Annotated in this window: 25 protein-coding genes; 6 read left to right on the plus strand and 19 right to left on the minus strand. The window is 42.8% G+C overall.

The genetic code is table 11. From position 1 onward, the window contains the following. Nucleotides 1–3 precede the first annotated feature (3 nt). The 4 genes from K5609_RS11325 to K5609_RS11340 form a co-directional block, all read right to left on the minus strand. Nucleotides 4–360, minus strand: a complete 357-nt coding sequence (locus K5609_RS11325; protein WP_221073749.1) for a hypothetical protein — start codon at nt 358–360, stop codon at nt 4–6. After that, on the minus strand, nt 361–1719 hold the full coding sequence (locus tag K5609_RS11330; RefSeq protein ID WP_221073750.1) for a voltage-gated chloride channel family protein: 1359 nt from the start codon (nt 1717–1719) through the stop codon (nt 361–363). 189 nt (nt 1720–1908) lie between these two features. Beyond that, the gene (gene gabT, locus K5609_RS11335; protein WP_221073751.1) at nt 1909–3189 is read right to left on the minus strand and encodes a 4-aminobutyrate--2-oxoglutarate transaminase; all 1281 of its coding nucleotides are present in this window, start codon (nt 3187–3189) and stop codon (nt 1909–1911) included. 15 nt (nt 3190–3204) lie between these two features. After that, entirely contained in the window at nt 3205–4662 is a 1458-nt protein-coding gene (locus K5609_RS11340; protein WP_221073752.1) for an NAD-dependent succinate-semialdehyde dehydrogenase, read from the minus strand. A 103-nt stretch (nt 4663–4765) separates the two neighbouring features. On the opposite strand from K5609_RS11340, the gene K5609_RS11345 reads away from it, so the two are divergent. Next, nucleotides 4766–5695 carry a LysR family transcriptional regulator gene (locus K5609_RS11345; RefSeq protein WP_221073753.1) on the plus strand — a complete coding sequence of 310 codons (930 nt, stop codon included), beginning with the start codon at nt 4766–4768 and terminating at the stop codon, nt 5693–5695. On the opposite strand, the gene K5609_RS11350 is transcribed toward K5609_RS11345, so the two are convergent. From K5609_RS11350 to cobO, 3 genes are all read right to left on the minus strand, one after another. After that, nucleotides 5685–6065, minus strand: a complete 381-nt coding sequence (locus tag K5609_RS11350; RefSeq protein ID WP_221073754.1) for a hypothetical protein — start codon at nt 6063–6065, stop codon at nt 5685–5687. The genes K5609_RS11345 and K5609_RS11350 overlap by 11 nt on opposite strands. Nucleotides 6066–6137: 72 nt before the next feature. Then, nucleotides 6138–7421 carry an L-cysteine desulfidase family protein gene (locus K5609_RS11355; protein ID WP_221073755.1) on the minus strand — a complete coding sequence of 428 codons (1284 nt, stop codon included), beginning with the start codon at nt 7419–7421 and terminating at the stop codon, nt 6138–6140. Between the two features lie 180 nt (nt 7422–7601). Continuing rightward, nucleotides 7602–8198, minus strand: a complete 597-nt coding sequence (gene cobO / locus K5609_RS11360) for a cob(I)yrinic acid a,c-diamide adenosyltransferase (protein ID WP_221073756.1) — start codon at nt 8196–8198, stop codon at nt 7602–7604. Nucleotides 8199–8329: 131 nt separating this feature from the next. Here cobO and K5609_RS11365 point away from each other — a divergent pair, with 131 nt between their 5' ends. Continuing rightward, entirely contained in the window at nt 8330–10255 is a 1926-nt protein-coding gene (locus K5609_RS11365; protein WP_221073757.1) for an exoribonuclease II, read from the plus strand. Between the two features lie 67 nt (nt 10256–10322). On the opposite strand, the gene prc is transcribed toward K5609_RS11365, so the two are convergent. The 4 genes from prc to K5609_RS11385 all read right to left on the minus strand — a co-directional run bounded on the left by prc (nt 10323) and on the right by K5609_RS11385 (nt 13817). Further along, the gene (gene prc / locus K5609_RS11370) at nt 10323–12335 is read right to left on the minus strand and encodes a carboxy terminal-processing peptidase (RefSeq protein ID WP_221073758.1); all 2013 of its coding nucleotides are present in this window, start codon (nt 12333–12335) and stop codon (nt 10323–10325) included. Between the two features lie 26 nt (nt 12336–12361). Continuing rightward, nucleotides 12362–12991, minus strand: a complete 630-nt coding sequence (gene proQ / locus K5609_RS11375; protein ID WP_221073759.1) for an RNA chaperone ProQ — start codon at nt 12989–12991, stop codon at nt 12362–12364. Nucleotides 12992–13072: 81 nt separating this feature from the next. After that, entirely contained in the window at nt 13073–13552 is a 480-nt protein-coding gene (locus K5609_RS11380; protein ID WP_221073760.1) for a GAF domain-containing protein, read from the minus strand. A gap of 1 nt (nt 13553) precedes the next feature. Next, entirely contained in the window at nt 13554–13817 is a 264-nt protein-coding gene (locus K5609_RS11385) for a YebG family protein (RefSeq protein WP_221073761.1), read from the minus strand. A gap of 113 nt (nt 13818–13930) precedes the next feature. Between K5609_RS11385 and K5609_RS11390 the strand changes: the two genes are divergently transcribed. Genes K5609_RS11390 through rsmF form a run of 4 tightly spaced genes read left to right on the plus strand, consistent with a single transcriptional unit; the run spans nt 13931 to nt 19173 of the window. Continuing rightward, nucleotides 13931–14551, plus strand: coding sequence for a paraquat-inducible protein A (locus tag K5609_RS11390; protein ID WP_221073762.1), 621 nt, complete (start codon nt 13931–13933; stop codon nt 14549–14551). After that, on the plus strand, nt 14535–15143 hold the full coding sequence (locus K5609_RS11395; protein WP_221073763.1) for a paraquat-inducible protein A: 609 nt from the start codon (nt 14535–14537) through the stop codon (nt 15141–15143). The genes K5609_RS11390 and K5609_RS11395 overlap by 17 nt, the downstream gene beginning before the upstream one ends. Beyond that, nucleotides 15130–17733: an MlaD family protein gene (locus K5609_RS11400; RefSeq protein WP_221073764.1), complete on the plus strand. Its 2604-nt coding sequence runs from the start codon at nt 15130–15132 to the stop codon at nt 17731–17733. The genes K5609_RS11395 and K5609_RS11400 overlap by 14 nt, the downstream gene beginning before the upstream one ends. A 12-nt stretch (nt 17734–17745) precedes the next feature. Next, nucleotides 17746–19173 carry a 16S rRNA (cytosine(1407)-C(5))-methyltransferase RsmF gene (gene rsmF, locus K5609_RS11405; RefSeq protein ID WP_221073765.1) on the plus strand — a complete coding sequence of 476 codons (1428 nt, stop codon included), beginning with the start codon at nt 17746–17748 and terminating at the stop codon, nt 19171–19173. A 108-nt stretch (nt 19174–19281) separates the two neighbouring features. On the opposite strand, the gene K5609_RS11410 is transcribed toward rsmF, so the two are convergent. The 8 genes from K5609_RS11410 to fabG all read right to left on the minus strand — a co-directional run bounded on the left by K5609_RS11410 (nt 19282) and on the right by fabG (nt 25944). Further along, entirely contained in the window at nt 19282–20061 is a 780-nt protein-coding gene (locus K5609_RS11410; RefSeq protein WP_221073766.1) for a TatD family hydrolase, read from the minus strand. Nucleotides 20062–20066: 5 nt separating this feature from the next. Next, nucleotides 20067–20990, minus strand: coding sequence for a hypothetical protein (locus K5609_RS11415; protein WP_221073767.1), 924 nt, complete (start codon nt 20988–20990; stop codon nt 20067–20069). Between the two features lie 12 nt (nt 20991–21002). Beyond that, nucleotides 21003–21632 carry a dTMP kinase gene (tmk, locus tag K5609_RS11420; RefSeq protein WP_221073768.1) on the minus strand — a complete coding sequence of 210 codons (630 nt, stop codon included), beginning with the start codon at nt 21630–21632 and terminating at the stop codon, nt 21003–21005. Between the two features lie 5 nt (nt 21633–21637). Then, nucleotides 21638–22633: an endolytic transglycosylase MltG gene (mltG, locus tag K5609_RS11425; protein WP_221073769.1), complete on the minus strand. Its 996-nt coding sequence runs from the start codon at nt 22631–22633 to the stop codon at nt 21638–21640. Then, nucleotides 22623–23414 (minus strand): aminodeoxychorismate lyase, encoded by a 792-nt coding sequence (pabC, locus tag K5609_RS11430; RefSeq protein ID WP_221073770.1) that lies wholly within the window; start codon nt 23412–23414, stop codon nt 22623–22625. The genes mltG and pabC overlap by 11 nt, the downstream gene beginning before the upstream one ends. A gap of 73 nt (nt 23415–23487) precedes the next feature. Further along, complete coding sequence (gene fabF / locus K5609_RS11435; protein WP_221073771.1) at nt 23488–24732, minus strand: beta-ketoacyl-ACP synthase II; 1245 nt, start codon at nt 24730–24732, stop codon at nt 23488–23490. 75 nt (nt 24733–24807) lie between these two features. Then, entirely contained in the window at nt 24808–25044 is a 237-nt protein-coding gene (gene acpP, locus K5609_RS11440; RefSeq protein ID WP_016403339.1) for an acyl carrier protein, read from the minus strand. Between the two features lie 165 nt (nt 25045–25209). Then, on the minus strand, nt 25210–25944 hold the full coding sequence (gene fabG, locus K5609_RS11445) for a 3-oxoacyl-ACP reductase FabG (RefSeq protein WP_163134356.1): 735 nt from the start codon (nt 25942–25944) through the stop codon (nt 25210–25212). Nucleotides 25945–25947: the final 3 nt, after the last annotated feature.

Genomic DNA, 25947 nt, shown 5'->3' on the forward strand with positions numbered 1-25947 from the left:
AGGCTAATCTGGAAAGATGACCTTATTCCACTCAGGAATGGGTGTGTTATAAGGGTTTAATCGCCAAGGCCTGGCTTTGGTTTTCTGCTCGATAATCTTGCAATACAAGCTAAGGTGATGAGTTTTATAGCCTTTGGCAAATTTAAAACTCTCTTGTTTATCTTGAATCTCCATCCACACAATATCTGGACCGGCTGAAAGCTGACAACGGATTGGCCGATCAGTGTTTGAGGTGACGGTTGCTTTTAACTCTTCACCTTCAAAATGGGTGGTCAAATTGCCAGGGTAAGCAAACGCTATACTTGGCCATAACAATATGGCCAATATTAATAAAGATGAGTGACGCGTTTTAGCTTGCATTTATTTGCTTCGTTTTTTCAACCAAGACACCAAACGGTTGTTGGCCGCCCTAATTTCACCCAAGGTTTTTTCGTGCGCCGCAAAATTTGTAGACTTTGGTACTGCTACCCGTTGTGCAGAATAAATACCAGTGTGACCACTAAAGTAATAGGCAACAAAGCAAGCTACAGCAAAATACAGTAAATGATCGGAGCCAAATAACTCAACACCCATAATGGTACAGGCTAAAGGCGTGTTGGTAGCTGCGGCAAACACTGCAATAAAACCGATTGCTGCAAACAAATCTACTGGTGCGCCCATTATCCACGCCAAAGTGTTACCTAAGGTAGCCCCGATGAAAAACAATGGAGTTACTTCACCGCCTTTGAACCCAGCAGCAAGAGTGATTGCCGTTAGTAATAACTTAAGCATCCAGCTGTACCACTCTGCACCTCCTTCGTTAAAGGCACTTATTATACTTACCCCGCCTTCTCTATAACTGTTAACTCCCAGACCGATGTAGTCTTGATTGCCAATTAAGCTCACAATGCCAATGACTATCAGTCCACCAATTACTGCTATCAAATAAGGATTCTTAAATACGTGTTTAAAGATATCTTTAAGTACAAACACCGTTTCGCCAAACAGGTAACCAGTTATACCAAACGCTACAGCGGCGATAAGCACCTTACCTAACATGATCAAATCAACATGAACCACATGCTCAAACAGCATCACGTGTTCCAGAAAATCGATTTTGTATTGGGTATGAGGCGTGCCCCAAGCAGAACACACTAAGTCAGCCAATATCGCTGCAAATAAAGCAGGGATAACTGAATCAAAACGAATTCGGCCAACGGCCAATACCTCAATAGCAAAAATAGTGGCCGCTAAGGGCGTGCTAAACAGTGCCGAGAAGCCGGCAGCTACACCGGCACTAAGCAGTATTTGATAGTCTCGACCACTTAGTTTAAATAACTTCCCATAAGCTGCACTGCACGCTCCACCTATTTGTACTGCGGTCCCCTCGCGACCGGCAGAACCACCAAACAAATGAGTTACCACGGTAGAGAAAAGTACTAACGGTGCCATGCGAGCAGGAATACCTGCACCAGGTTGATGGATCTCATCAATGATGAGATTGTTGCCTGATTCGGAGTTTTTTCCAAAACGGCGATAAATAAACACCACCACTACCCCAGCGAGTGGCAAAAAGTATAAGAGGTAGGGATTATCGACTCGTGTATGGCTAGCATAATCGAGCAAATACAAAAACAAAGCGTTTAACGAACCTACCACAAAGGCCAAGGGGATTAGCAATAACAGCCACCTTAGTAAAACAAGTAAAGTGCTCGGGCTATTTGGCAAAGGGTGCGGCATTTTATTTCCTATAAAACGTTAATTAATTAAGCAATTTGGAAAGCGAGGCTATCACAAAACATTGCTTTTAATCATGACCTTAGATAACAACATAGCTAAGCAGCAAGCGCTTGTATAGCTTTAAAACAACAAAAAAAGCAGCGCTTAGTGAGCACTGCTTAAAGTTAACTTGTTTGAATTTGCTTTGAATTAACCGGCTAAAGATTTAAATAAGCGACAAAACTGCTGCATGCCTTCATCAACTATCTCATCCTCAATAGTTAGTGCTGGTAGAAAGCGAATCACATTCCCATAAAAACCACAGGCTAATAGTACAAGGCCATAATTTGCGGCATTGACAATAAGCGCTTGAGTTAATGCAGTATTGGCGCGAGTTACATCGCCATCTTCGATGAGTTCCATGGCAATCATCGCCCCTGAGATCCGAATGTCGCCAATCAGGTCGGGAAATTGCTGCTGCAAGGAATGCAAGTATTCGCCAAACTGTTGGCCAATTTGATTAGCACGCACCACCAAATCTTGCTCTTCAATCACCTCTAATACTGCTAAAGCTGCACTACATGCCACCGGTGAACCACCGTAGGTTCCACCCAATCCACCGGGTAGTGGCGCGTCCATAATAGAAGCTTTGCCCACCACCGCAGATAAGGGGAATCCGCCAGCTATACCTTTAGCCATGGTTATTAAATCAGGCTCAACATCGGCGTATTCACAATTAAACATCTTACCGGTTCTGCCAAATCCAGTTTGAATCTCATCCATAATTAACACAATACCGTGCTGATCACAGAGCGCCCTGAGCGCCTGTAAAAACGCTTTTGACGCTGGATAAAAGCCACCTTCGCCTTGAATGGGCTCAACAATGATCGCTGCAACATCTTCAACAGAGATATCAACTTTAAAAATATTGTTCAGTGTTTGTAGGCTTTGTTCTGTGCTGATGCCATGCGCTTTCATGGGAAACGGAGCATGATAAATATCCCCAGCAAAAGGTCCAAACTGATGTTTATAAGGCGTTATCTTTCCAGTTAACGCCATAGTAAGATTTGTTCTACCATGGAAACCACCATTAAAGGCGATAACGCCGCGACGGCCTGTTGATGCGCGAGCGATCTTCACGGCATTTTCTACCGCTTCTGCACCGGTTGTAACAAACATGGCCTTTTTGTCACTGTCTCCAGGCGCCAACGCTACTAGCTTTTCGGCCAGCTCCACAGCGCTTTCATAGGGGTTAATCATTACACAGGTATGGCTAAACTTATCCAGTTGCTGTTTTGCTGCAGCCACAACTTTTGGGTGGCTATGGCCGGTATTACATACAGCAATACCAGTGGCAAAATCGATATAGCGCTTACCTTCTACGTCCCACAGCTCTGCGTTTAATGCTCGTTCAGCATAAACTGGATAAACATTGCCTTGGCCGCGTGCAATAACGCTTTGTTTTCTTTCTTGTAGTTGTTGGTTATTCATCCCTGTCTCCTATTGTTAGTTGTTTACGCCGCCCATACACAAATATTTAATCTCTGTGTAGTCATCTAAACCATAATGCGAGCCTTCTCGCCCATTACCTGATTGTTTAATCCCGCCAAATGGCGCTGCGGCATTGGAAATAATCCCTTCGTTTATCCCGACCATACCGTACTCTAGGGCTTCGCCTACTCGCCATACTCGACCAATATCTCGGGTATAACAATAAGCCGCTAGGCCATATTCTGTATCATTGGCTAGCTCTATCGCCTGCTGCTCATCTTCAAACATGATGAGTGGTGCAACGGGGCCAAATATTTCATTTTTTGCTATCGGCATATAATTGCTAACTTCTGTCATAATGGTGGGCTGATAAAACTGGTTCCCAGCCTCATGAGCTTGTCCACCGCACAATACTTTGGCTCCAGCATCTAAAGATTCTGTAACCAACTTGTGCACTGATTCTTTTGCCTGTTCGCTGATCATCGGCCCTATGTCTATGTCCGCCTGCATGCCGTCGCCAACTTTTAACTTGCTTAACGCTTCGGCAAGCTTCTCAGAAAATTGTTGATAGACGCCCTTTTGAACTAGAAATCTATTTGCGCATACACAGGTTTGCCCAGCGTTGCGGTATTTTGAAGCGATAGCGCCCTGCACTGCCGCATCAATGTCAGCATCATCAAATACTATGAAAGGCGCGTTTCCACCCAATTCCATTGATACTTTTTTAACCGTAGAGGCACATTGAGCAATCAGCTGTTTACCTACTGCGGTTGAACCAGTGAAAGTAAATTTAGCTACATCAGGGCTTTGTGTAAGTACTTTGCCCATGCCTTTAGCATCTTCGCCAACCACTACATTAAACACACCTGGCGGAATACCAGCTTCGTCTGCTAATTGTGCTAAGGCCAGTGCAGATACAGGTGTAAGTTGAGCAGGTCTCACCACAAAGCAACAGCCAGCAGCTAAAGCTGCAGCAGCTTTACGTGCAATCATTGCGTTAGGAAAGTTCCAAGGTGTAACCGCTGCGACTACGCCCACTGGCTGTTTTACTACAATTATTCGTTTATCGCCTGCTGGGGCTGGTATTACATCGCCGTAACAGCGCTTGCCTTCTTCAGCAAACCAATCTAAAAAAGCAGCGCCGTAGCCGATTTCGCCTTTTGCTTCTGCAAAGGGCTTACCCTGCTCTTGAGTAAGAATACTTGCGAGATCATCTTGGTGCTGCATAACGAGTTGATACCAAGCGCGCAGCAAACTGCCTCGCTCGTTAGCAGACTTAGTAGCCCAAGTTTTTTGCGCGGCTTTAGCGGCTTGGATAGCAAGCTCCACACCTTCTATTCCACAGTCTTCTATCTCTAACAAACCTTTTTGAGTAGCCGGATTGATTACCGAAAAGCGCTGACTAGAAGAGTGCCATTTACCATTTATGTAGGACTGGCTTTTGACTAAATTTGAGTATTGAATCGCTTCCATAGTTGATCTATTCCTTTAGCCGCATAATTATGTTCATTGAATACCAATCTAAAACGATGTTAAATATCAAACAATAAAACTTTAGTTTGGTGTTATTAAAACAATGTTAGACCCATTATCAGGAAAACAACTCAGCGAATATGACTTAAGGCTACTAAGGGTATTTAAGGCGGTTGTTGAGCATGGCGGCTTTGCTGCAGCAGAGCACAGTTTGGGGATCACTCGCTCAACCATTAGCGTGCATATGTCTAGCCTAGAAAGCAGAATGAACATTAAACTGTGTGTTAGAGGGAGAAGCGGATTTGCTCTTACTGAACGTGGCCAAACAGTATACCAAGCTTGTTTACAGCTATTTTCATCAATTCAAGAGTTCGCCTCGCTGGTTGATAATTTAGGCAAACCACTTACCGGTGAACTTGTAATTCTTTATTCCGATCTGCTTGATCACAAGAGCATAGCCAACATCGGTAAGGCTGTTGCCAGTATAAAGCAGCAAGCACCAAAGCTATGCATCTCTCTAAACATGGAGTCTGTCGCCAATATTGAGTCTGCCTTGATCAACAACCAAGCCCACGTAGGGTTTTACCCAGCCTACCGAAACATCGACGGTCTTGTTAGTGAAGTGGTATTTAGTGAGTCTATTTATTTGTGTGCTGGCAAGTCATCACCCCTGTATGACATTGACGACCTGCAAATAGACACCGAGCTATTGGCAAAACATGCAGCAGTTCATCCGGGAATCGAGCTCAACCCCAAAGGCCGAACGCAGCTTCAGCAATTGAATTTTGGGGCTAAGGGTTACCAGTTTGACAGCCGTATAGCGCTAATACTCTCAGGCGCTTACATAGGTTACCTGCCCATAAGCGAAGCAAAACCCTATATCGAGCAGAAGCTAGTGCGATTACTTAAGCCCGAGCAATATAGCTACCCCTTCGAGCTGAGTTTGGTGCACAAAATCAATCCCAATGAAAAGCAAAAGGTTTTACTAGCCATGGAGGCTTTTCAAGCTGAGTTTGCCCCCACTAAGAGTTAGCCAGAGCTACAAACCAAACTGCCCAGCTTAGGCTAAGCACTATGCTAGCCATGCTTGCTACAAACCAAAACAATGTGACACTTACGTTTGTTTGACGCAACGCCGTGAACATATTAAACAGTGGAAATAAGGGCGAAACTAACAGCATTAAGGGAGGCAGTAACTTTCCCATATTTGGGCCAAAGCTCACTATCATCAAGCCGCAAACAAAACCAGATAACAACAGAAACAGTAGCATTGGTTTACGAACTCTTTGATAACGAGTTGCAGCATAAATTAAGTATGCATAGCTAGGAATGAGCAGATACGGCAAATAAAGTATTTGCTCAAAGGCTAAGATCTTTGGTGGGAACAAGTGCCATAAATTCATAGTTACAGACTAGCAAAAAGAGCTTTCCTAAACTAAGAAAAAAAGCTCATTTATAAAAGGACATTCAGATACTTAGCTTGCCTGTTTATTCTGCATAGTTGCAATGATTGCTTCATCGGTAGACAGCATAGCGGTTTTAGACATTACCCCAAGTTGTAGGATGCTATCATCGGCAGACTCAAACACAATTCCCTGTTGTGCTGAAACACAATTACCGGCTACAGCTAATATAGCCGACTTAACGGCACTGCTAGCGCCTGTCGATACCTTCATCGCACATCCGGCTTTAGCACCATCGCAAAAAACGCCGGAAACATCTCCTACCATAGAGTTTATCGCGCGGTGAATCGCTGCTAGTTCGCCACTCATCAACCAAGTTAAGGCAGCACTCGCGCCCATCGCTGCTGTAGTTGCTGCGCATAATGCCGATAACTTATTTTGCTTAGACTTTACATAAATGGCTATCAAATGACTTAGCATTAACGCTCTCACAAAGGTGTCATTGTCTAAGTTTTTTATTTCTGCATAAGCTACCACTGGCATGGTCGCGGCTATTCCTTGGTTACCGCTGCCTGAGTTACTCATTGCAGCTTGCTGCGCCCCACCCATTCGAGCGTCTGATGCTGCAGCACCTAATCGCATCGAACGGTTGATAAGATCATCGGACAGCAGCCCTTGTTTAACCTGTGCTTGTAAGCTTGCCCCAAGTGCTAAGCCATAATCTCCACTTAAACCCGTCTCTGCTAGGGCTCTGTTTAAACTAGCAGCTCTTTTGATAAACTCGATTTGACTAATCGGGACCTGCTCAACAAAGTCTACAATTCCGTCTATCGATAATTCTAGGTGATTAGTTTCAGACGCTGGAGCACATTGCACAGCATCGGCTTGCTCTACCACTTCTCCATTCTTAACAATGTATTCAAAGCGAGTGTGAGATTTCGCGATACATACTTCAACTTTATCTTGATTACGGCTAGCATTAACCACGGTGTGCAGAACGTCTTCATTACTCACCATTGATACACTAACCTTACGTTGACTAAGCATCTGCTTCGCAATGTTTAAAGCATCATCAGAGATTGTCGCAAGTACTTCTAAACCTTTGCTTGCATCGCCAGCACTTGCGCCAACAGCTGCTGCAATAGGCAAACCGGCTTTACCGGTACCGGGAACAAATACCCCCATGCCATTTTTATACAGATTAGGGGTAACTTTTACTTGAATTGAATCAGGTAAACCGCCCAATAGTTCAGCAGCTTTTGCGCTCGCTAAGGCAACGGTCACCGGTTCGGTGCAACCTAACGCTGGTACAACTTCTGACTGAACTAAATCTATATATTGTTGCCACTGTTCCATGGTCTATCTCTGCTGTTTGCGATAGATTTAGTGTACAAATAAGCGATTGGAAAAATTTGGCGTATTTTTTTTAGACTGGTTGTAAATGGAATACATTTTCTAACATTTGGGGGTTAGTAGAAAATAATTCCTAAAAATGGATGTGGAGGAATAAAGTGGCTCTAAAGCCACCTTTCGGGTTTACCAATCTATGCCTTGACGAGCCTTAATTCCTGACTCAAATGCGTGCTTAACATTTTTCACCTCAGATATAGTGTCTGCAATGTCTAAAACCTTACGGTGACAAGCACGACCAGTGACTACCACACTCTGCTCAGCTGGGCGCTGTTGTATGGCTGCTACCACTTCTTCTACATCAAGATAGTCATAACTCAGCATGTAAGTAATTTCATCTAACAGCACCAGGTAAATTGAAGGATCGGCTAACCACTGTTTACAACGTTGCCATACTTCTTGTGCTGCTTGGGAATCAAGTTCTCGGTTTTGTGTTTCCCAAGTGAAACCGGTAGCCATAGTGGCAAACTCTACCCCATTACTTTGCAACAAATTGCGCTCACCACACTCCCAGCCACCCTTAATAAATTGAGCTACGGTTGCTTTATAACCATGTCCGGTAGCGCGAGCGACATTGCCAAAACCGGCAGTAGATTTACCTTTTCCGTTGCCAGTAATCACCAACAGCAACCCTTTCTCTAATTGCGCATCTTCTACTTTTGCATCAACACTAGCTTTCAACTTTTCCTGACGTTGTTGATGCTTTTCTTGATCTTTACTCATCCCTGCTCTTCATTGTTAGATATTTGTTTGCAAGTTTAGCTCGAGCTAAACCCAATAAACCAGTACTGTTTCGCTAGAATAGCGATAAACCTTTGGGTATAGTGCTTTCACTATAAAAAATGGAAGCCTTTATGCTTAAAGATAACCCTCTATTGGCTCAGCTGAAGCAGCAAATTAGAGAGACTATTCCTACCGTTGAAGGGGTAGTTAAAGCTACCGATAAAAACTTCGGTTTCCTTCAAACTGACAACAAAAAAAGCTACTTCATTGCTCCTCCAATGATGAAGAAGCTTATCCATGGTGACCGCATTAGCGCTGCTATTCGCGAAAACAACGGCAAAGAAGCCGCTGAACCAGAAGCCTTGGTAGAACCAGCCTTAGATACTTTTGTGGCTCGGATTAAATTTGTTGATAAACGCACTAAGCTGCAGGTTGATCACCCGCTAATTAACCAGCTTTTGAGTGCCAAAGTCATTAAAGATAGTGGCTTCACCATTAAACAAGGTGATTGGGTATTGGCTCGCTTGGTTAAGCATGCGCTTAACGAGCAGCACTTTCAGGCTGAAATCATCGAGTTTATTGCTGAGAGCGACGATAACTTCGCTCGTTGGAAAGCTACCACTAAAAAACATCAGCTAGCTTGGGACCAACCCGAGCTTACTGAAGACTTAGCTATTATCGATCAGCAAGTTGCTCGCCGCGATCTAAGTGATGAGCTTTTCTTCACCATTGATGGTGAAAACACCAAAGATATGGATGATGCCGTTTTTATTTCTCGAAAAGCTGATCATTGGAAACTAAAAGTTGCTATCGCCGACCCTAGCGCTTACATAAATAGTGGCAGTGAACTAGAAAAAGCGGCAAAACAACGTGCATTTACCTTGTACTTGCCCGCTCGCACTGTACCGATGATGCCTAGCAAACTCGCAAATGAACACTGTTCGCTAGTAGCAAACCAAATTCGCCCTGCTTTAGTTTGTGAAATGAAGGTAGGGTTTAATGGCGAGCTACAAGAGAATGCTGAGTTTTTCATAGCAACAGTCCAATCAAAACATCGACTTAGCTACAATCAGGTTTCTGACTTTATTGAACAAGCGTCTGAAGAACTCAACGCTGATGAAGAACTCTCTAAGGCTTTGCAAGAACTTCATTTGTTTAGTGAACAGCGTAATCACTGGCGAGCTGAAAATACCTCAGTATTTGGCGACCAAGCTGATTACGAGTTTGTATTAGATAATAAAGGTCAAGTGATCGACATTCTGCGTCAAACTCGTCGCAGCGCAAACCGGATGATTGAAGAAGCCATGGTAGCAGCCAATATTTGTGGTGGTAGCTTCCTGGACGAGAAACTTAGCTTTGGTGTATTTGCTTGCCACTCCGGTTTTAAAGAAGAAAAACTTGATGGCCTTGTAGAGCTGCTGGCTAAATTTGAATTGCAAGTTGAGCGAGATAAACTCAGCGATCTCGATTACTTTTGCCAACTAAGAAGAGACATCGCCGCTACCGGCAACAAATGTTTAGACCAACTTGTAAAACGCCACTTCAACTTTGGAATTTACAGTGACAAGTGTCTACCGCACTTTGGCTTAGGTGAAGCCAAGTACGCTACTTGGACCTCGCCCATTCGCAAATACAGTGATTTATTAAATCACCGTCTTATTAAGTCGGTAATAAATGGGGAGACACCCGAATCCCCATTATCCGAGGAATTGTCTGAACACCTTAGTGACAATCGCAAAAAGCAAAAGTTTGCCGAACGAGAAATGGCCAATTATCTGTATTGCGAATACTTTGCAGAACAAGATCCAAATACTTGTTTAAGTGCAGAGATAAGCAATGTAAACCGTGGCGGTTTAAACATACGTTTGCTAGACAGCGGCGCGTCTGCTTTTGTGCCTAAAACGAAACTTGCAGGCAAAGATGAAGAGCTCACCATCGATAGTGAGTTAGGTAGCTTGGCGACCACAGATAAACGCTACAGTGTAGGCGATACTATCTCGGTTAAGATAATCGAAGTGAAAAAATTACAGCAATCAATAGTTGCTGCACCTTGCTAAGCAATCTGCAATCAGAATAAAAAAGCCAGCGTTTAGCTGGCTTTTTCTTATCTATAGCAAGGCTAGCTTAGCTAGGATTACGAAGCTCTAGGTAATCTATGGCTATTTCTGCAGCCTCAGTTAAGAAGGCATCGTCTAAATCGATATCTTTAGGTGCGTCTTCTATGTCTTTAACCGGTTCTTCACCTAAGCGAGTTAAGCGTTCATTCAAGCGAGCAAGCTGCTTTTGCTCTTTTTCATCGCGCTGTGAGATCCTAGCTTTCTCGTTAAGACTTACGGACTTCATATCTTTGTCTTTGCGGTAATCGGCAATATCACTAATGATATATTGGAACTCTGGATCATTTGCGATTCGAGCTTGGTGCTTTTTATCAAGGGCTTCGATATAAGGGCTAACATCGCCAAGTAACTTGTAGTTAGCGGCTTTAATCTTATCCCAAGGTAAAGCGTTGTCTTCGACACTCTCTCCAGTTTCTTCAGGTAATAAGGCTGAAGGATAAGAGATGTCTGGAATCACACCGCGGTGCTGGGTACTACCACCGTTAATACGGTAAAACTTTGCGATGGTGTACTGCACATGGCCTAGCTCGTTTTCGTATAAATCGTAAATTCGACCTAAACCTCGGTGCTGTTGCACGGTACCTTTACCGTAACTCTGTTCACCTATAACAATCGCTCTGCCATAGTCTTGTAAGGCAGCCGCGAAGATCTCTGACGCAGAGGCGCTATAGCGATCAATTAAGATAACCATTGGGCCACTATAAGTTACCGAGTTACTGGTATCGTTATTTACTGTTATTCGCCCTAGCTGATCACGAACTTGAACAACTGGACCTTGTGGAATAAATAACCCCGTTAATGCAGTTGCTTCAGTAAGTGCGCCGCCGCCATTGCCGCGTAAATCTACGATCAGAGAACTAATGTTTTCTTCATCTAGTTTACGAAGTTCTTTGCTGGCATCTTCACTTAAATTCACATAGAAACTAGGAACATTAAGCACCCCTACTTTCTTGCCTCCAATTTCTAATACTTCACTTTTAGCTGCACGGTCTTCTAAGCGAACCTTATCGCGAATAATATCTACGATCTTGGTCTTACCATCCACTTTTCCGCCAGACGCTAGTATCTCTAATCTTACTGTAGTGCCTTTAGGCCCTTTAATCAGGTCAACAACATCATCTAAACGCCAGCCAATGATATCTACAATTTCATCTTCGCCTTGAGCAACACCGACAATTTTATCTTCTGGACCTAATTGATTACTTAAAGCAGCCGGTCCACCTGGGACCAAGCTACGAATTACCGTGTATTCGTCTTCACCTTGAAGCACAGCACCAATTCCTTCTAAGGAAAGGTTCATTTCCATTTTGAAACGTTCTGCTGTGCGAGGCGAAAGGTAACTAGTATGCGGTTCAATAGCGCGCGAATAGGCATTCATTGCAGTTTGGAAAACATCTTCACTGCCAGTTTGCACTAAACGTTTAATCGCACTGTTATATCGCTTGGCTAAAACTTCTACTATTTTGTCGTGTTCACGACCCGCTAGTTTTAAACTAAGCGCATCATATTTAACTTTTAAGCGCCAAAGCTCTTTAATCTCAGCCTGAGTTTTTGGCCAATCGGCTTCACTACGGTTGAATTGAAACTCTTCGTCTTTAGTAAAGTCCATTGGCTCGTCGAGTACTTGCAAAGAGTAAACTAATTGCTGATAGCGACGTTTAAGCGACAGGTCGAACATTGAATAAAGTGGTTCTAATCGTCCGGCTGGAATGTCTTGATCCAAACTGTAACGATAACGTTCAAACCTTAGGAAATCTTCTTCCAGGAACAAACTACGGTTGTAGTCTAGCTGTTGAATGAATTTATCGAAGATTTCACTAGATAGTTCATCGTCAAAGGGAACACTGCGGTAATGAGAGCGGGTATATAATGCGCTAATACGTTTTGCAGCGGTAGCATGTTGGCTTTGCTGGCTTAAAGTGGGTAGCGCATCTTGTCCTAATGTAGGCGTTTGAGCCAACAACAGAGTTGAGTAACTAAGCGTTAAAAAAAATAGCCACAGACGGCTCAAATATTTCATAGGCACCTATCTCACTACTAAATCAATTATGCAACGATATGTTCTGCTTTAACTTTAACTAACATACCGCTTTTAAGTGTAACAGCAATGCCATCTTTTGTTACTTCTGAGATCTGACCCGGCATTGGTGTTTTTCCAACCAATACACGAACTTCCTTCCCTGCAACCAAATCTTTACTGTCGATTTTTTCAATCGGCTTCTTGTCTACTGCTGGTTTGCTATCACTAGTTTTAGGTTTACTAGTACGTTTAAAATCAGCTTTCGGTTTACGCGCAGCAGCTTTGTTTTTGTCAGCTTTTTCGGCTTGAGCCTTTTTGTTAGCAAAGGCTTTATCTTTGCTTTCCTTTAAGGTCTTTTGTGCATGTTCTACATGCTCTTGTTCAATTTCTGCACCTTCAACACCGTCTAAGTCAACGCGTTTAGAGCCAACTTTTACGCCATGCAGGTAACGCCAGCTTGAGGTATATTGACGCAGAGCAGAACGTAATACAGTATTACTTACTTTTTCGTCTTCTTTTAGACGTTCAGCTAAGTCCTGAAAAATACCAATTTTAAGTGGTTTGGCTTCACCTTCTGTAGAAAAACAGTTTGGGAATTCTGTAGCCAAATATTGAATGACTTCTTTGCTATTTTTCAGTTTGTTAGTTTGTTCCATGATGACCTTTCTTATACATCTTTACTGGTACAGCGACAGGGCTGATTTCGGCTATTATAGTGAGCGTATATTGAAAAGCCATTAAAAATGCACATCACTTAGTTTATTTTCCAAGACCTTTACCAAATACTCGATGCCAATCTGATCGCTTGAATCAAAACGATTAAGACGTGGACTATCAATATCAATCACACCAAACAGCTCATTTTTAAGGTACAAGGGAACCACAATCTCTGATTCGCTAGCACTGTCACAAGCAATATGCCCGGGGAACTCGTGTACATTTTCAACCCGTAAAGTTTGTTGCTGCTCATAGGCTAAACCACACACACCTTTACCTACTAGGATGGTTGTACAAGCCGGTTTTCCTTGAAACGGGCCAAGAAATAACTGAGTTTTAGTTTGGTTGGCTAAATAGCAGCCCACCCAGTTAATCTCTTCCAGCTCAAGCCACAACAACGCGGAAAAGTTGGCTAGATTAGAAATATACGGTAATTCTTTGTCTAACAAAGCATCTAGTTGTTTACCTAATGTTAGATAACGAGAAGATACATCTGTCACTCTATTGTTCCTCTTCTTGGATCATCGTTGCATCAAACTCTTGGCCTTTAAGCACTTGCTGTAATGCATTGCGTTGTGACGAGAGATAGAAACCTAGGTTTTCAGCTTGTTGCTCGTTCATCTTAGGTTCTGCATGTTTAATCATTAATGTAAGCTGATCAGCTACGTCTAACATTTTGTCGTAATTGTCGGCTTCTTTTTTTGAACTAAAAGTCATTTTCTCTACACCGTTACGTTCGACGACATATTTGATAATTACAGCCACCGCTGCCTCCATTTACTGTTTTTATATACAGGTTAGTATGCACCATTCAGTTTTAAACTACTAGTGACAAATTTTTACAGCATAGTTGGTTTGACTTAGCTAATATGTACTTTATGAAATCTTGTGAGTTATCAAAGCTATCCATCTGCCCAAGTTGTGATTTGCTGGTCGACACTCAGGCTCATTGTAGAGCCGGAAATGTATTAATTTGCCCACGCTGCAAACACACTCTGGCGCGTGGTCGTAGAGCACGTTTCTCTAGTCAGTTTGCCTTAGCCTTAACCTGCCTGATAATGGTGACTCTAGCGAACACCTATCCACTGTTAAGCTTTACTTTTCTAGGGCTGCCAAGCTCCGCTAATATCTTGCGCGGTACAGTTTTATTATTAGAACACGGCTATTACCTTGTAGGCTTTAGTGTGGTGTTAGCCAGTTTTATCGCGCCTATCCTGCTGTTTAGTTTGATTTGCTATACCTCTTTATCTTTAAGCAAGGGGTGGAAAGCGCCCTTTCTCGCGACAGCTTTGCACTTTCAAGATGACCTGATTCACTGGAGTATGATTGAAGTCTACATCGTTAGCTTTTTAGTCGCCTTGGTTAAACTAGTTGAGTACGCTGATATTGATTTAGGCTATGGGCTGTGGTGTATCTGTATTACTTTGCTGCTTTCTACTCGCTTGATTCAACGGATTGAACCCGCTGAATATTGGGAGCGTTATGTACACATCCGCTAAACAGTTAGGCTTAAAGCAATGCAAGCATTGCAAGTTGTCTATGCCCAAAGAGCAAAGCCACTGTACGCGCTGCCATATGCGGGTGCATTCAAGAACACCGCAAAGCGTGCAAAAGTGCTGGGCTTTTATCATTGCCGCTACAGTTGGCCTTTTTCCTGCCAACCTTATGCCAATTACGGTATTAAGTACCCGCGGTGCTCCTCAATATGAAACCATCATGTCTGGGGTGATTAGCCTAATCAAAGACGACATGGTAGGAATTGCCATCGTGGTATTTGTCGCCAGTATCGTAGTTCCCGTAATGAAGCTAGTAGGTTTGGTGGTGATATTGTTAAGCCTGCAATTTAATTTGAACCTTAACAATCGACAACGAATTGTTATATATAGAATAATTGACATTATTGGTAAGTGGTCAATGCTCGACCTGTTTGTGCTTTCGATCATGATTGCAGTATTTGAGCGCAACAATTTGGTGGGTGTAGAAGCAGGCCCTGGCGCCACTGCCTTTGGGGCAGTTGTTTTATTAACGCTTTTTGCAGCAAAATCTTTCGATACAAGACTAATTTGGGATAAACAACTTGAACAACGCTAGTAAACCGGAACTTAAAAAAGAGAAGGTAATCTCCCCTATTTGGCTGTTGCCCATATTAGCTGTGCTACTCGGGGCGTGGCTATTGTTTAAAGCTTGGTCAGAAGCCGGCGTGAAAATAGACATTGTATTTGATAGTGCCAAAGGCATTACCGCTGGGCAAACCCAGCTGTTTTACCAAGGCTTAGATATTGGTGTTGTTAAAACTGTTGAACTGACACCCAAATTAGATGGTGTGATTGTTGTCGCTGAAGTAAAACGAGAAGCAGAGCAACTGTTAAAAGAAGATAGTCAATTTTGGCTCGTTACACCCAAAGCCTCTATTACCGAAATTAGCGGCTTAGACGCACTTGTATCTGGTAACTACATCGAATTAAACCCAGGTAAGGGTAAATCGGCTGACAAATTTATAGCACTTAATGAACCACCTAACATCATTAGAGGTAACGGCCTTAATATTCGCCTTACCTCAAGTGACTTAGGCTCTCTAAATATTGGTTCGCCAGTTTACTTTAAGAAAATAAAGGTGGGTGAAGTTCAACGCTATCAGCTAAATGATCAGCACCAAGTTGAATTCGACATTCAAATTAAACCGCAGTTTTCCCACTTAGTGAAATTAGATACACGATTTTGGAATGTTAGTGGCTTTGAAGCAGATATTTCTCTTGATGGTATGCAAATATCCAGCGAAAGTTTAGCTAGCGTGATTTCCGGAGGAGTAAGTTTTGACAGCCCGCTTCAATCGGCCAAAGCAGACAAAGGGCAAAGCTTTACCCTGTATAGCAATTTAAAGGATTCTCAGCGAGGCAAAGCAATACAAATTACTATGCAGCAACAGCATGGTTTGGTCGCTGACCGCAGTAAACTTATCTACCGTGGTGCAGTAATAGGATTTATCAATGATATTCAAAATACCGGTAGCCACGACCACTTTTTAGCCAAAGCATTAGTCGAACCTAAATACGAGGATCTGTTTAACGATACCACCCAATTGGTCCTCATAAAGCCCGAAATAGGACTAAGCGGGGTTAAAAATCTTGGTGCATTAATCGGTGCTAAACAAATAGAAGTGATCGCAGAACAAGGCGAGCTTCAAACAGAGTTTGCTCTCAACATATCGGCCAAACCTCCTTTTGGAAGTAAAGCCTTAAGCCTTACCAGCGATAACGTAAAAGGCTTAAGCCCTAACAGTCCCATCGTATACAACGGACTAAACATCGGCAGATTAACCGAGATAAACTTAGTTGATAGAAGCTTCGAGTTAACAGCCTATATTCAAGCCGAATATACAAAGCTGCTCACCCAAGGTAGCCGCTTTTACAATCAAAGCCCTTTAGCCCTAGAGGCTGACCTTAATGGCATTAGTATAGAGAGCAGCGGGCTTAGTGGTTTTATTAGTTCACCTATCATTTTGATGCCCGGTCATAGCAATAAGCAAAGTACACAAAGTCAGTTTGCTCTACATCAAAATAAACAAGCCGCTTTGTTATCTAAATCCAAGATAGAAAAGCCACTAAAACTTCGTTTAAACACCCAGTATTTGGGCTCTTTAGCAGAAGGGGCGCCAGTTTTGTTTAGACGAGTACCTGTAGGTGTAGTTGAACACTACACATTACTAAAAGATGGCAGTATTGACCTTAGGCTAAACATTCATGGCAACTATCGACACCTTGTTACCGACAATAGTCGATTCTGGCACGCCTCCGGTCTTGAGATAAAAGCCAGCTTCGATGGCTTATCGGTAAACAGTGAGTCACTTAAGTCTTTGGTTATGGGCGGCATTAGTTTTGATCACTTTGACGACTTAGCAAAAGAAAGTGTTCGCACCATTCATAAATCCAAAGAAGATGCGACGAAGCGTCATCTTGCTATACAACTGTCTACTAATGATAGTCATGGCCTGTACAAAAACATGCCGATTAAATATCAGGGTCAACAAATTGGTAAGGTTACAGGTTTACGTTTTAATGATGACCTTTCAAGGCTGCAAGCCGATGCCGAATTGGACTTCCCTTACTATCGTAATTTCGCGCGTAGTGGCAGCTTATATTGGCAAGAAACGGCTTCAATTAGCTTATCTGAAGTTAAAAACTTAGATACCTTGGTAAAAGGTGACTTTATCAACGCCCTACCTGGCAAAGGCAAGCCCTCTCAGCAATTTTCTTTACATAAACAGGCTCCTAATACCGACTCTGAAGCCTTGCATATTTGGTTGAGTAGTAGTCATTTTGGCTCTCTGAAGGTTGGCAGCCCAGTACTGTATAAACAATACCCAGTGGGTTACGTTGATGATGCCAAACTGGCCATGGATGGTTCTAAAATCATGGCACGCTTGAATATTGATTCAGCTTATCGCCACCTAGTGCGCGAAAACAGTGTATTTTGGAATGCCTCTGGTGTCGACGTAAAGCTCGGCTTAGGCGGCGCGAATATCCGTCTTGACTCAATGGAAACCTTATTAACCGGAGGTATTGCATTTGCGACTCCCGAGGAAGAGCCGCTTGCCAAACCCGCTAATGATCAAGATAAGTTCGATCTGCAGCCCATTTACGATGAAAAGTGGTTACAATGGAGTCCTTCCATTGACCCATAGAACTTCTGCATTGTGACTAAACCAATTAATTTCCCAGCCAAGTTTATTGAACGCATCGAGAAGGATCTCCCCGATGATTTGAGCTTGGCTAGCTTCAAAGAGATTTGCCTCCAAGAGATGCGTAAAAGCATCAGAGTGAACACTCTAAAAATAAGCGTTGAAGAGTTTTTGCAGTTAGCCAATACCAATCAATGGCAACTGGAACCTATACCATGGTGCTCTACCGGGTATTGGATCACCCGAGAGGATGAATCACTCTCTCTAGGCAACACCGCCGAGCACCAAGCCGGCTTGTTTTACATTCAAGAAGCCAGTTCTATGTTGCCAGTGAGCGCGCTATTTCATTGTTTTCAAGCAGATGAAAACAGCTTATTGCTTGATGCTGCCGCGGCACCAGGTTCAAAAACCACGCAAATTGCTGCTGAGCTTCAAGGTAAAGGCGCAATAGTTGCTAATGAATATTCTGCAAGTCGTGTGAAGATACTTAGCGCCAATTTATTGCGCTGCGGGGTAAGCAATGCAGCTGTTACCCACTTTAGCGCTGAAGTATTTGGTACATGGATGAGTGAGCAATTCGATGCTATTTTGCTCGACGCCCCCTGCTCTGGCGAAGGAACGTTACGAAAAGATCCTCAAGCTTTAGACAACTGGAGTGAGCAACATGTTGACGAAATTTCGCAACTTCAAACCGACTTACTAGAAAGTGCACTGCAAGCTTTAAAGCCCGAAGGCTTGCTTATCTATTCGACCTGTACCTTAAATCAACAAGAAAACCAGCAAGTCATCAACAATATTGCCCACAAATACCCAGATAGCTTTTCTACGCTCAGCCTGGAAGGGCTTTTTGAACATAGTAACAAAGCACTTACTGCAGAAGGCTATTTACATGTTTGGCCACAATACTATGACAGTGAAGGTTTTTTTGTGGCCGCACTTCGCAAAAATGCTGTAAGTATAGAAACTCCAACTATTAACAAGCGTATTAAGCCTTTTGCCTACCAACCAGCAAATAAAAAGCAGCAAGCCTCAATAGCACAGCACTTTAGCTCCCTGTTTGGGATTACTTTTCCTGAAAACTATAGTGTATTTATAAAGGCTAATGATTACTGGTTACTTCCCGATAGTTTTTTACGAGTGAAGGATGAGATGCGATTTGAGCGAGTTGGGCTTAAGCTGGCTGAAGAGTTTAAACTCGGCTTCAGAACAAGCCACTATGCCATCACTGCGCTTGGAGATTTAGTCTCAAAGAACAGAGTGGAACTAAATACAGAACAAGCTCATCACTTTTATCAAGGTAAAGACATTGCTTATCCAAATACCAACAAGGGCGAAGTAGCCTTAAGTTATCAAGGCTATGTTATTGGCTTGGGTAAATGGGTAAGAAACAAAGTTAAAAACTCTTACCCAAGAGAGCTGGTGAAAGACAAAGGCCTAGCGTGAACTTGCAAAGCCGACAGCTAGGTCTACACTTAGTAGACTATTAGCGCAAGGCTCTACACAGAGCCATTCCCCTACGCTCCGCTCAAGGACTAGAGTGGAGCTGTTTTTTTAAGGCTTAGCCAAGCTAAACAAATCAAAAAAGTTTTGGGTGGTTTGCTCCGCCACTTCTTCTAAACTAATCCCTTTTATTTTGGCTAAACACTCAGCCACCTGACGCGTATAGGCAGGTTGATTTTCTTCACCTCTAAAAGGGATTGGCGCTAAATACGGGCTGTCGGTTTCTACTAAAATCCTATCTAGAGGAATTTGTTTAAAGGTTTGTTGTAACTCTTTTGCAGAGTTAAAACTAATAATCCCAGAAGCTGATATATAAAAACCCATCTCAATGGCTGCTTCAGCCATTTCTAAACTCTCAGTAAAACAGTGAAGAACGCCCTTACATTGCTCTGCTTTGTGTTCCTTAAGCAATCGTAAGGTATCTTCTCTGGCGTCGCGGGTATGAATAATTAAGGGTTTATTGTGTTTAACCGCTAGCTTGATTTGCTCAATAAAAACTCGCTGCTGTAACTCTTTATGTTCTTTAGCATAAAAGTAATCTAAGCCAGTTTCACCAACAGCAACCACTTTTGGATGGGATAAATAGGCTTCCATTTTATCGAGTTCAAAGTCTTGGTCCTGAACGTAAAGTGGGTGCATACCGCAAGAAGCAAAGACTTGCTCGAAGTCTTGCACTTTTTCCATCATGCTTGGGAATTTTTCTGGTGAGATAGCCACAGCAAGGCAGTAATCCACGCCAGCATCTTTTGCTTTAGCTAAAGCATCCGCTACGTTTACATGCTTACCTTGATAATCAAGTCTGTCTAAATGGCAATGTGAATCTACTAACACGTCCTTTAATCCTTAAATCGAGCGAACAGCGGGTATAGCTGTTGGCCAACATTTAGGCCTGGGTACTCTTCTGTCTGTTTAACTAAGTTAAGCCAATCTTGATAAGCTAAGTCAATGGTTTTATCTGTTGTATTAGTCACCGCAAACTGAGGAAAGTCTCCTTCAGCGGCTAAGCCCTTAGTCAGGCTAAAAGACAGAGTTAGGCAGTGACCTAACCATTGTAAGCAACTAGCTTGTTTGTGGATCAAATCGGCAAGTTTATTGGGTTTTGCATCAACCATTAGTTGGTACTGATGAATAAACTGCTCTAATTGAGAAAACTGCTGCTCACGATAAAATTCTTTAACTTGAATCGGTGAACCATTACAAAAACGATAAATGAGCGCGAAGTTTTCATCTACCCTCACCTTTTGTTTTACTAACCATTGTTTAACCCAGTTCTGCTCTGGAGTACTAAGACTTAACACCTGACAGCGGCTCAAGATGGTTGGCATCGCTTTAAACGGTAAATGATTAATTAAAATGAAATGGGTTGATGCTACCGGTTCTTCTAAGGTTTTTAACAAGGCATTATTTGAAGCGCTGTTTAGCAAACTAATGTCACTGATAATGGCAACCTTTGAAGAGCCAAAACTGCTGGTTTGGTTAGCCCATAGGCTCAATGCACGAATATCATCTACTTTAGGCTTTTCCTGCTCTAGCAAAAATAAGCTGCCGTGGGCACCTGATCTCACCAACTGACAACTATGACATTGATTACAAGCTTGATGCTTTTGCTCACTGCACAAAATTGTTTTAGCGACAAACTTTGCTAACTGTAATTTTCCTAAGCCTTTTTCCCCACGAAGTAAAAGGCTTTGTGGAAAGCTATCTTCATTCAACTGATGTGATAGCTGTTTCCATGCCTGACTTAACCAAGGTGAACTCATGTTATCAACCGTTTACAGTGCGACTAGATAGTTATTAAGAGCATTATGAATGTCTGCTGCTACTTTCTCTATACTTTGGCTAGCATCAATCTTAAGGATGTTGTCTTTTGATTCCGCCTGCCTAAGATAAACTGCACGGCTGCGTTCAAAAAAGCTCAAGGCTTGCTGCTCAATTCTATCTAACTCACCACGGCTTCTGGCCCGGCTTAGTCCCAAACTAGGTTCAATATCGAGATATAAAGTTAAGTCTGGCTCAAAGTCACCAATAGCAATCTGCTTAATGGCGTTAAGCTTGGCAACACCTAGCTCTCTACCACCGCCTTGATAAGCTTGTGAGCTCAAATCATGGCGATCGCCAACTACCCACTTTCCAGCCTCTAAGGCGGGTTTAATGCGGGTTTCTACCAATTGAGCACGAGCAGCATACATTAGTAACAGCTCAGTACTGTCGCACACCTGCTCACCGTCAACGCCCTGCTTAACAATTGTGCGTAAAGATTCAGCAATAGGAGTACCGCCGGGCTCACGGGTATTAATAAACTCTATACCCTGTTGTGTTAACAAAGCTTGAATCGCTGCTACAGCGGTGCTTTTACCTGCACCTTCTAAGCCTTCAATTACTACAAATTGTCCACGCGTCATAATAGTTATTTCTTTAGTATGTATTTTCTAACTGCGCGATTGTGCTCAGCTAAGTTTTTAGAAAAATAATGTTCGCCACCACCCTTAGCGACAAAATAATAATAATTAGATTGCTCAGGGTTTAGCGCAGCGATAATGGCATCTTCACTAGCCATAGCGATGGGTGTTGGCGGAAGAGCTCGAATAACATAAGTATTGTAAGGCGTTGCTTCGCGTAAATCTTTACGGCGAATATTTCCATCATACCGCTCTCCCATACCGTAAATTACAGTAGGGTCAGTTTGCAGACGCATCCCCTTATTAAGGCGATTTACAAATACCGAAGCGATCCGAGGTCGTTCAAACTTAGCACCGGTTTCTTTTTCGATTATTGATGCGAGAATTAGCGCTTCATATGGTGTTTTGAGTGGAACAGCTTGATTACGTTTATTCCATTGTTCGGCAACTACTTTATCTAATGCTAGCTTGGCGCGCTTGATGATGCTTTCTGCAGCCGTATTGTGAACAAAAAAGTAAGTTTCTGGTAACAACAGTCCTTCTAACTTACTTTGCTCAATTTCAAGCCATTCAATTAACTCTTGTTCATTCTTAGTGCTAGGTTTAATCCCTTCAGTTTGGTTAAGCTTTTGCCAAAACTGGGCAAAGGTCTCACCTTCAATTAGGCTAACTTTAAACTGAACGACTTTTCCGCTCGCCAATATTTGGCTTAGCTGGGCATAACTAAGCTGCTCATCTAACTGATATAAGCCCTTTTTAATTTGACTGTGGTGAGGATGAAGTTTGAACCAAACTCGCAACCACCATGCATCTTGGTCTGCGTTAGCAAATACCTGGTTGGCAACACGATAAATGTTAGTTCCCGAGCCTACCGACACTTGTTGAACTTCGGTTGCACGTGGCAATTGCCATTGTTCAACTAAGTAATTATCAAACCACTTATATGAAAGGAAACCAGCAATTAAACAAAAACCAATAAGACCGAGTATTACTTTACGAAGCATTTTTCACCAAATTTTGGAACCAACGACAAACAGGAAAGCGCTCGTAATTGCGCTCATTAAAAGTATTAACGGGTGCAAACTGCAATACCGAGTTACTTACAAATATTTCATCAGCAGCGACTACATCTTCAATTTTAAACTTACCTAATTGGATCTGATAAGGAGAATGCTTCACGTTGTCTAGCAAAAACTGGCGTTGCACACCGGCAACCCCAGCACCATCTAGATCACTTGTATAAATCACTTTATCCTTTACCCAGAACAAGTTAGACGCAACCCCCTCAACCACTCGATCAAAAATATCACAACAAACCAAATCGGAAAGCTCTGCTAGATCGGCTTCTCTTTTTAATTGCACTTGTTCTAAACGATTAAGCGTTTTTATGGTAGAAAATGCGCTACCGCTAGCTAAACGCTGCTTGGCAATACCGAGAGTAATCCCTTTGTCTCTAAGGCTCAAATAACTTTCTGGAAAGTCGGACAAGGTCATCAAAATATTCGGTTGTACGAGTTCAGGTAGTCCGTAGCCCCTTCCGCCTTCACCTCGAGTTACCACTATTTTTAATACAGCATGATTTTTGTCACTGGCAAGCCTATCAGCTTGTTGTTTAATCTGAACAAAATCGAGGTGAGGAAAAGCAAGCTGCTGCTGGGCACCTTGTAAACGTTGTTGGTGATAGTCCCACAGTTTTACTTCACCAGACTGTACCAGCATAGTAGTGAAAAAACCGTCACCATAGTTCAAGCCACGGTCAAACTTTGACAAAGAAGCGTCTGACAAACTCAACAATCCTAGATATAAAAAAGCCCGATGATAACATCAGGCTTTCATTTGCTATAGCGCTGTAAGTTGATTAGGCATCAATTTTCTTGAATACCAATGAACCATTAGTGCCACCAAAACCAAAAGAATTAGACAGAGCGTATTCGATTTTGGTTTCGCGTGCTTTACCTACGACATAATCCAAGTCACAACCTTCACTTGGGTTTTCCAAGTTAATGGTTGGAGGAGCAATTTGGTCGCGAATAGCCAAGATAGACACAATGGCTTCAACCGCGCCAGCAGCCCCCAATAAGTGACCAGTCATCGATTTAGTAGAGCTTACCAATACTTCTTTAGCATGCTCGCCAAATACTGACTTAACAGCTTGAGTCTCGGCTACATCACCGGCTGGTGTTGAAGTACCGTGAGCATTGATATAATCAATTTCTGAAGCCTCGATGCCTGCATCTTTAATTGCAGCAGCCATAGAGCGAGCAGCGCCATCACCGTCTGCTGGAGGCGATGTCATGTGGTAAGCATCACCACTCATACCAAACCCAACTAGTTCGGCGTAAATTTTTGCACCACGTGCTTTAGCCGCTTCGTATTCTTCTAGAACAACAACACCTGCGCCATCGCCTAATACAAAACCATCACGGTCTTGATCCCAAGGTCGGCTAGCTTTTGTTGGGTCATCGTTACGAGTAGACAAGGCTTTTGCTGCGCCAAAGCCACCCATACCAAGATGAGTAGAAGCTTTTTCTGCACCGCCAGCTAGCATTACACTAGCATCGCCATAGGCAATCATACGCGCAGCAAGACCAATCGCGTGAGCACCGGTAGTACAAGCGGTTGTCACTGCGATATTAGGGCCTTTTAGACCTTTCATAATTGAAAGGTGACCTGCAACCATATTGATAATGGTTGAAGGAACAAAAAACGGACTGATCTTACGAGGTCCATTTTTTAAGTAATTTTCATGATTTTGCTCAATTAAACCAAGGCCACCAATGCCAGATCCAATTGATACCCCAATGCTGTCTGCATTTTCCTCGGTAACTTCAATACCTGCATCATCGAACGCCATTAGGCCTGCTGCAACTCCGTATTGAATAAACGCATCCATTTTGCGCGCGTCTTTTTTACTCATGAACTCTTCAACGTTGAAGTCTTTAACTAAACCAGCAAAGCGAGTTGGGAAAGATTCTGTATCAAAATGTTCGATAGGGCCAATGCCACTTTGGCCAGCTTTAAGGGCTTGCCAAGTTAATTCAGCGGTATTACCTACTGGTGATAGTGCACCAATACCAGTAACAACGACTCTACGCTTAGTCACTGAAATGCCTCCAAGGGGGGATTTACTTATCTTAGGGGGATGCAAAATGGGCGACTGATGCCGCCCACTTTTTTATTAATCTTGATTATTTAGAACGTAATCAATTGCAGCTTGAACAGTTGTGATCTTTTCAGCTTCTTCATCAGGAATTTCAGTATCGAATTCTTCTTCTAAAGCCATAACCAATTCAACAGTATCCAAAGAGTCAGCGCCTAAATCGTCAACGAATGAAGCTTCGTTTTTAACTTCGTCTTCGCTTACACCTAGTTGCTCGATGATGATTTTTTTAACACGTTCTTCAATTGCACTCATGACAATATTTTTCCTTAGTAAATACGCTTCTGCGTTGTTGCGATAGTGTATTCAAACCGAATTACTTTGCAAGTCTAACCGTAGTGGTCTAACCACGTTTTTCGTAGTTATTTTTATAAAAAACTTGCGATCTATCAATTTTTTGCACATTTTTTAAGCCACTGCTTAAACCATGTACATCCCGCCATTAACGTGAATAGTTTCACCAGTAATATAGGCAGCATCGTCGCTTGCTAAAAAAGCAACCGTTTTGGCGATTTCTTCAGCATCACCTAAACGCGCCATAGGCACCTGCGACAAGATAGCACCACGTTGATTCTCGTCAAGTGCTCTGGTCATATCTGTTTCAATAAAACCTGGAGCAATTGCATTTACTGTGATCCCACGAGAAGCCACTTCGCGCGCTAACGAGCGAGTGAAACCCAATACACCGGCTTTAGCTGCTGAATAGTTAGCTTGGCCAGCGTTACCCATGGTGCCAACAACTGAACCAATGCTAATGATACGGCCATTGCGTTTTTTCATCATTGCACGTAACACCGCCTTACTTAGACGGAAAATAGAAGTTAAGTTGGTAGAAATAATATCTTCCCACTCATCATCTTTCATACGCATTAATAAGTTGTCGCGGGTAATACCAGCATTGTTCACTAGAATATCGATATCGCCATATTTTGCTTTGATATCAGCAAATAGTTGGGCAATAGAGTCGCTTGATGTTACGTCTAAGGCTAAACCAGTGCCATTCTCGCCTAGGTAGGCAGCAATTGCTTCGGCACCTTTCTCTGAAGTAGCAGTTCCTATAACTGTTGCGCCACGAGCAACCAGCGTTTCAGCGGTTGCTCGACCAATACCACGGCTTGCGCCAGTTACTAAGGCAACTTTACCTTGTAGAGACATTGA

Source organism: Agarivorans aestuarii (genome assembly GCF_019670125.1).
GTDB lineage: Bacteria > Pseudomonadota > Gammaproteobacteria > Enterobacterales > Celerinatantimonadaceae > Agarivorans > Agarivorans aestuarii.

What these genes read in the sequence shown, in the direction of transcription:
- K5609_RS11345 (WP_221073753.1), top strand. Translation starts at nt 4,766, where the DNA reads ATGTTAGACCCATTATCAGGAAAACAACTCAGCGAATATGACTTAAGG.
- cobO (WP_221073756.1), bottom strand. Translation starts at nt 8,198, where the DNA reads ATGAGTAAAGATCAAGAAAAGCATCAACAACGTCAGGAAAAGTTGAAA.
- gabT (WP_221073751.1), bottom strand. Translation starts at nt 3,189, where the DNA reads ATGAATAACCAACAACTACAAGAAAGAAAACAAAGCGTTATTGCACGC.
- acpP (WP_016403339.1), bottom strand. Translation starts at nt 25,044, where the DNA reads ATGAGTGCAATTGAAGAACGTGTTAAAAAAATCATCATCGAGCAACTA.
- K5609_RS11330 (WP_221073750.1), bottom strand. Translation starts at nt 1,719, where the DNA reads ATGCCGCACCCTTTGCCAAATAGCCCGAGCACTTTACTTGTTTTACTA.
- tmk (WP_221073768.1), bottom strand. Translation starts at nt 21,632, where the DNA reads ATGACGCGTGGACAATTTGTAGTAATTGAAGGCTTAGAAGGTGCAGGT.
- K5609_RS11390 (WP_221073762.1), top strand. Translation starts at nt 13,931, where the DNA reads ATGAAATCTTGTGAGTTATCAAAGCTATCCATCTGCCCAAGTTGTGAT.
- K5609_RS11355 (WP_221073755.1), bottom strand. Translation starts at nt 7,421, where the DNA reads ATGGAACAGTGGCAACAATATATAGATTTAGTTCAGTCAGAAGTTGTA.
- K5609_RS11365 (WP_221073757.1), top strand. Translation starts at nt 8,330, where the DNA reads ATGCTTAAAGATAACCCTCTATTGGCTCAGCTGAAGCAGCAAATTAGA.
- K5609_RS11350 (WP_221073754.1), bottom strand. Translation starts at nt 6,065, where the DNA reads ATGAATTTATGGCACTTGTTCCCACCAAAGATCTTAGCCTTTGAGCAA.
- mltG (WP_221073769.1), bottom strand. Translation starts at nt 22,633, where the DNA reads ATGCTTCGTAAAGTAATACTCGGTCTTATTGGTTTTTGTTTAATTGCT.
- K5609_RS11415 (WP_221073767.1), bottom strand. Translation starts at nt 20,990, where the DNA reads ATGAGTTCACCTTGGTTAAGTCAGGCATGGAAACAGCTATCACATCAG.
- K5609_RS11325 (WP_221073749.1), bottom strand. Translation starts at nt 360, where the DNA reads ATGCAAGCTAAAACGCGTCACTCATCTTTATTAATATTGGCCATATTG.
- proQ (WP_221073759.1), bottom strand. Translation starts at nt 12,991, where the DNA reads ATGGAACAAACTAACAAACTGAAAAATAGCAAAGAAGTCATTCAATAT.
- K5609_RS11395 (WP_221073763.1), top strand. Translation starts at nt 14,535, where the DNA reads ATGTACACATCCGCTAAACAGTTAGGCTTAAAGCAATGCAAGCATTGC.
- prc (WP_221073758.1), bottom strand. Translation starts at nt 12,335, where the DNA reads ATGAAATATTTGAGCCGTCTGTGGCTATTTTTTTTAACGCTTAGTTAC.
- fabG (WP_163134356.1), bottom strand. Translation starts at nt 25,944, where the DNA reads ATGTCTCTACAAGGTAAAGTTGCCTTAGTAACTGGCGCAAGCCGTGGT.
- K5609_RS11340 (WP_221073752.1), bottom strand. Translation starts at nt 4,662, where the DNA reads ATGGAAGCGATTCAATACTCAAATTTAGTCAAAAGCCAGTCCTACATA.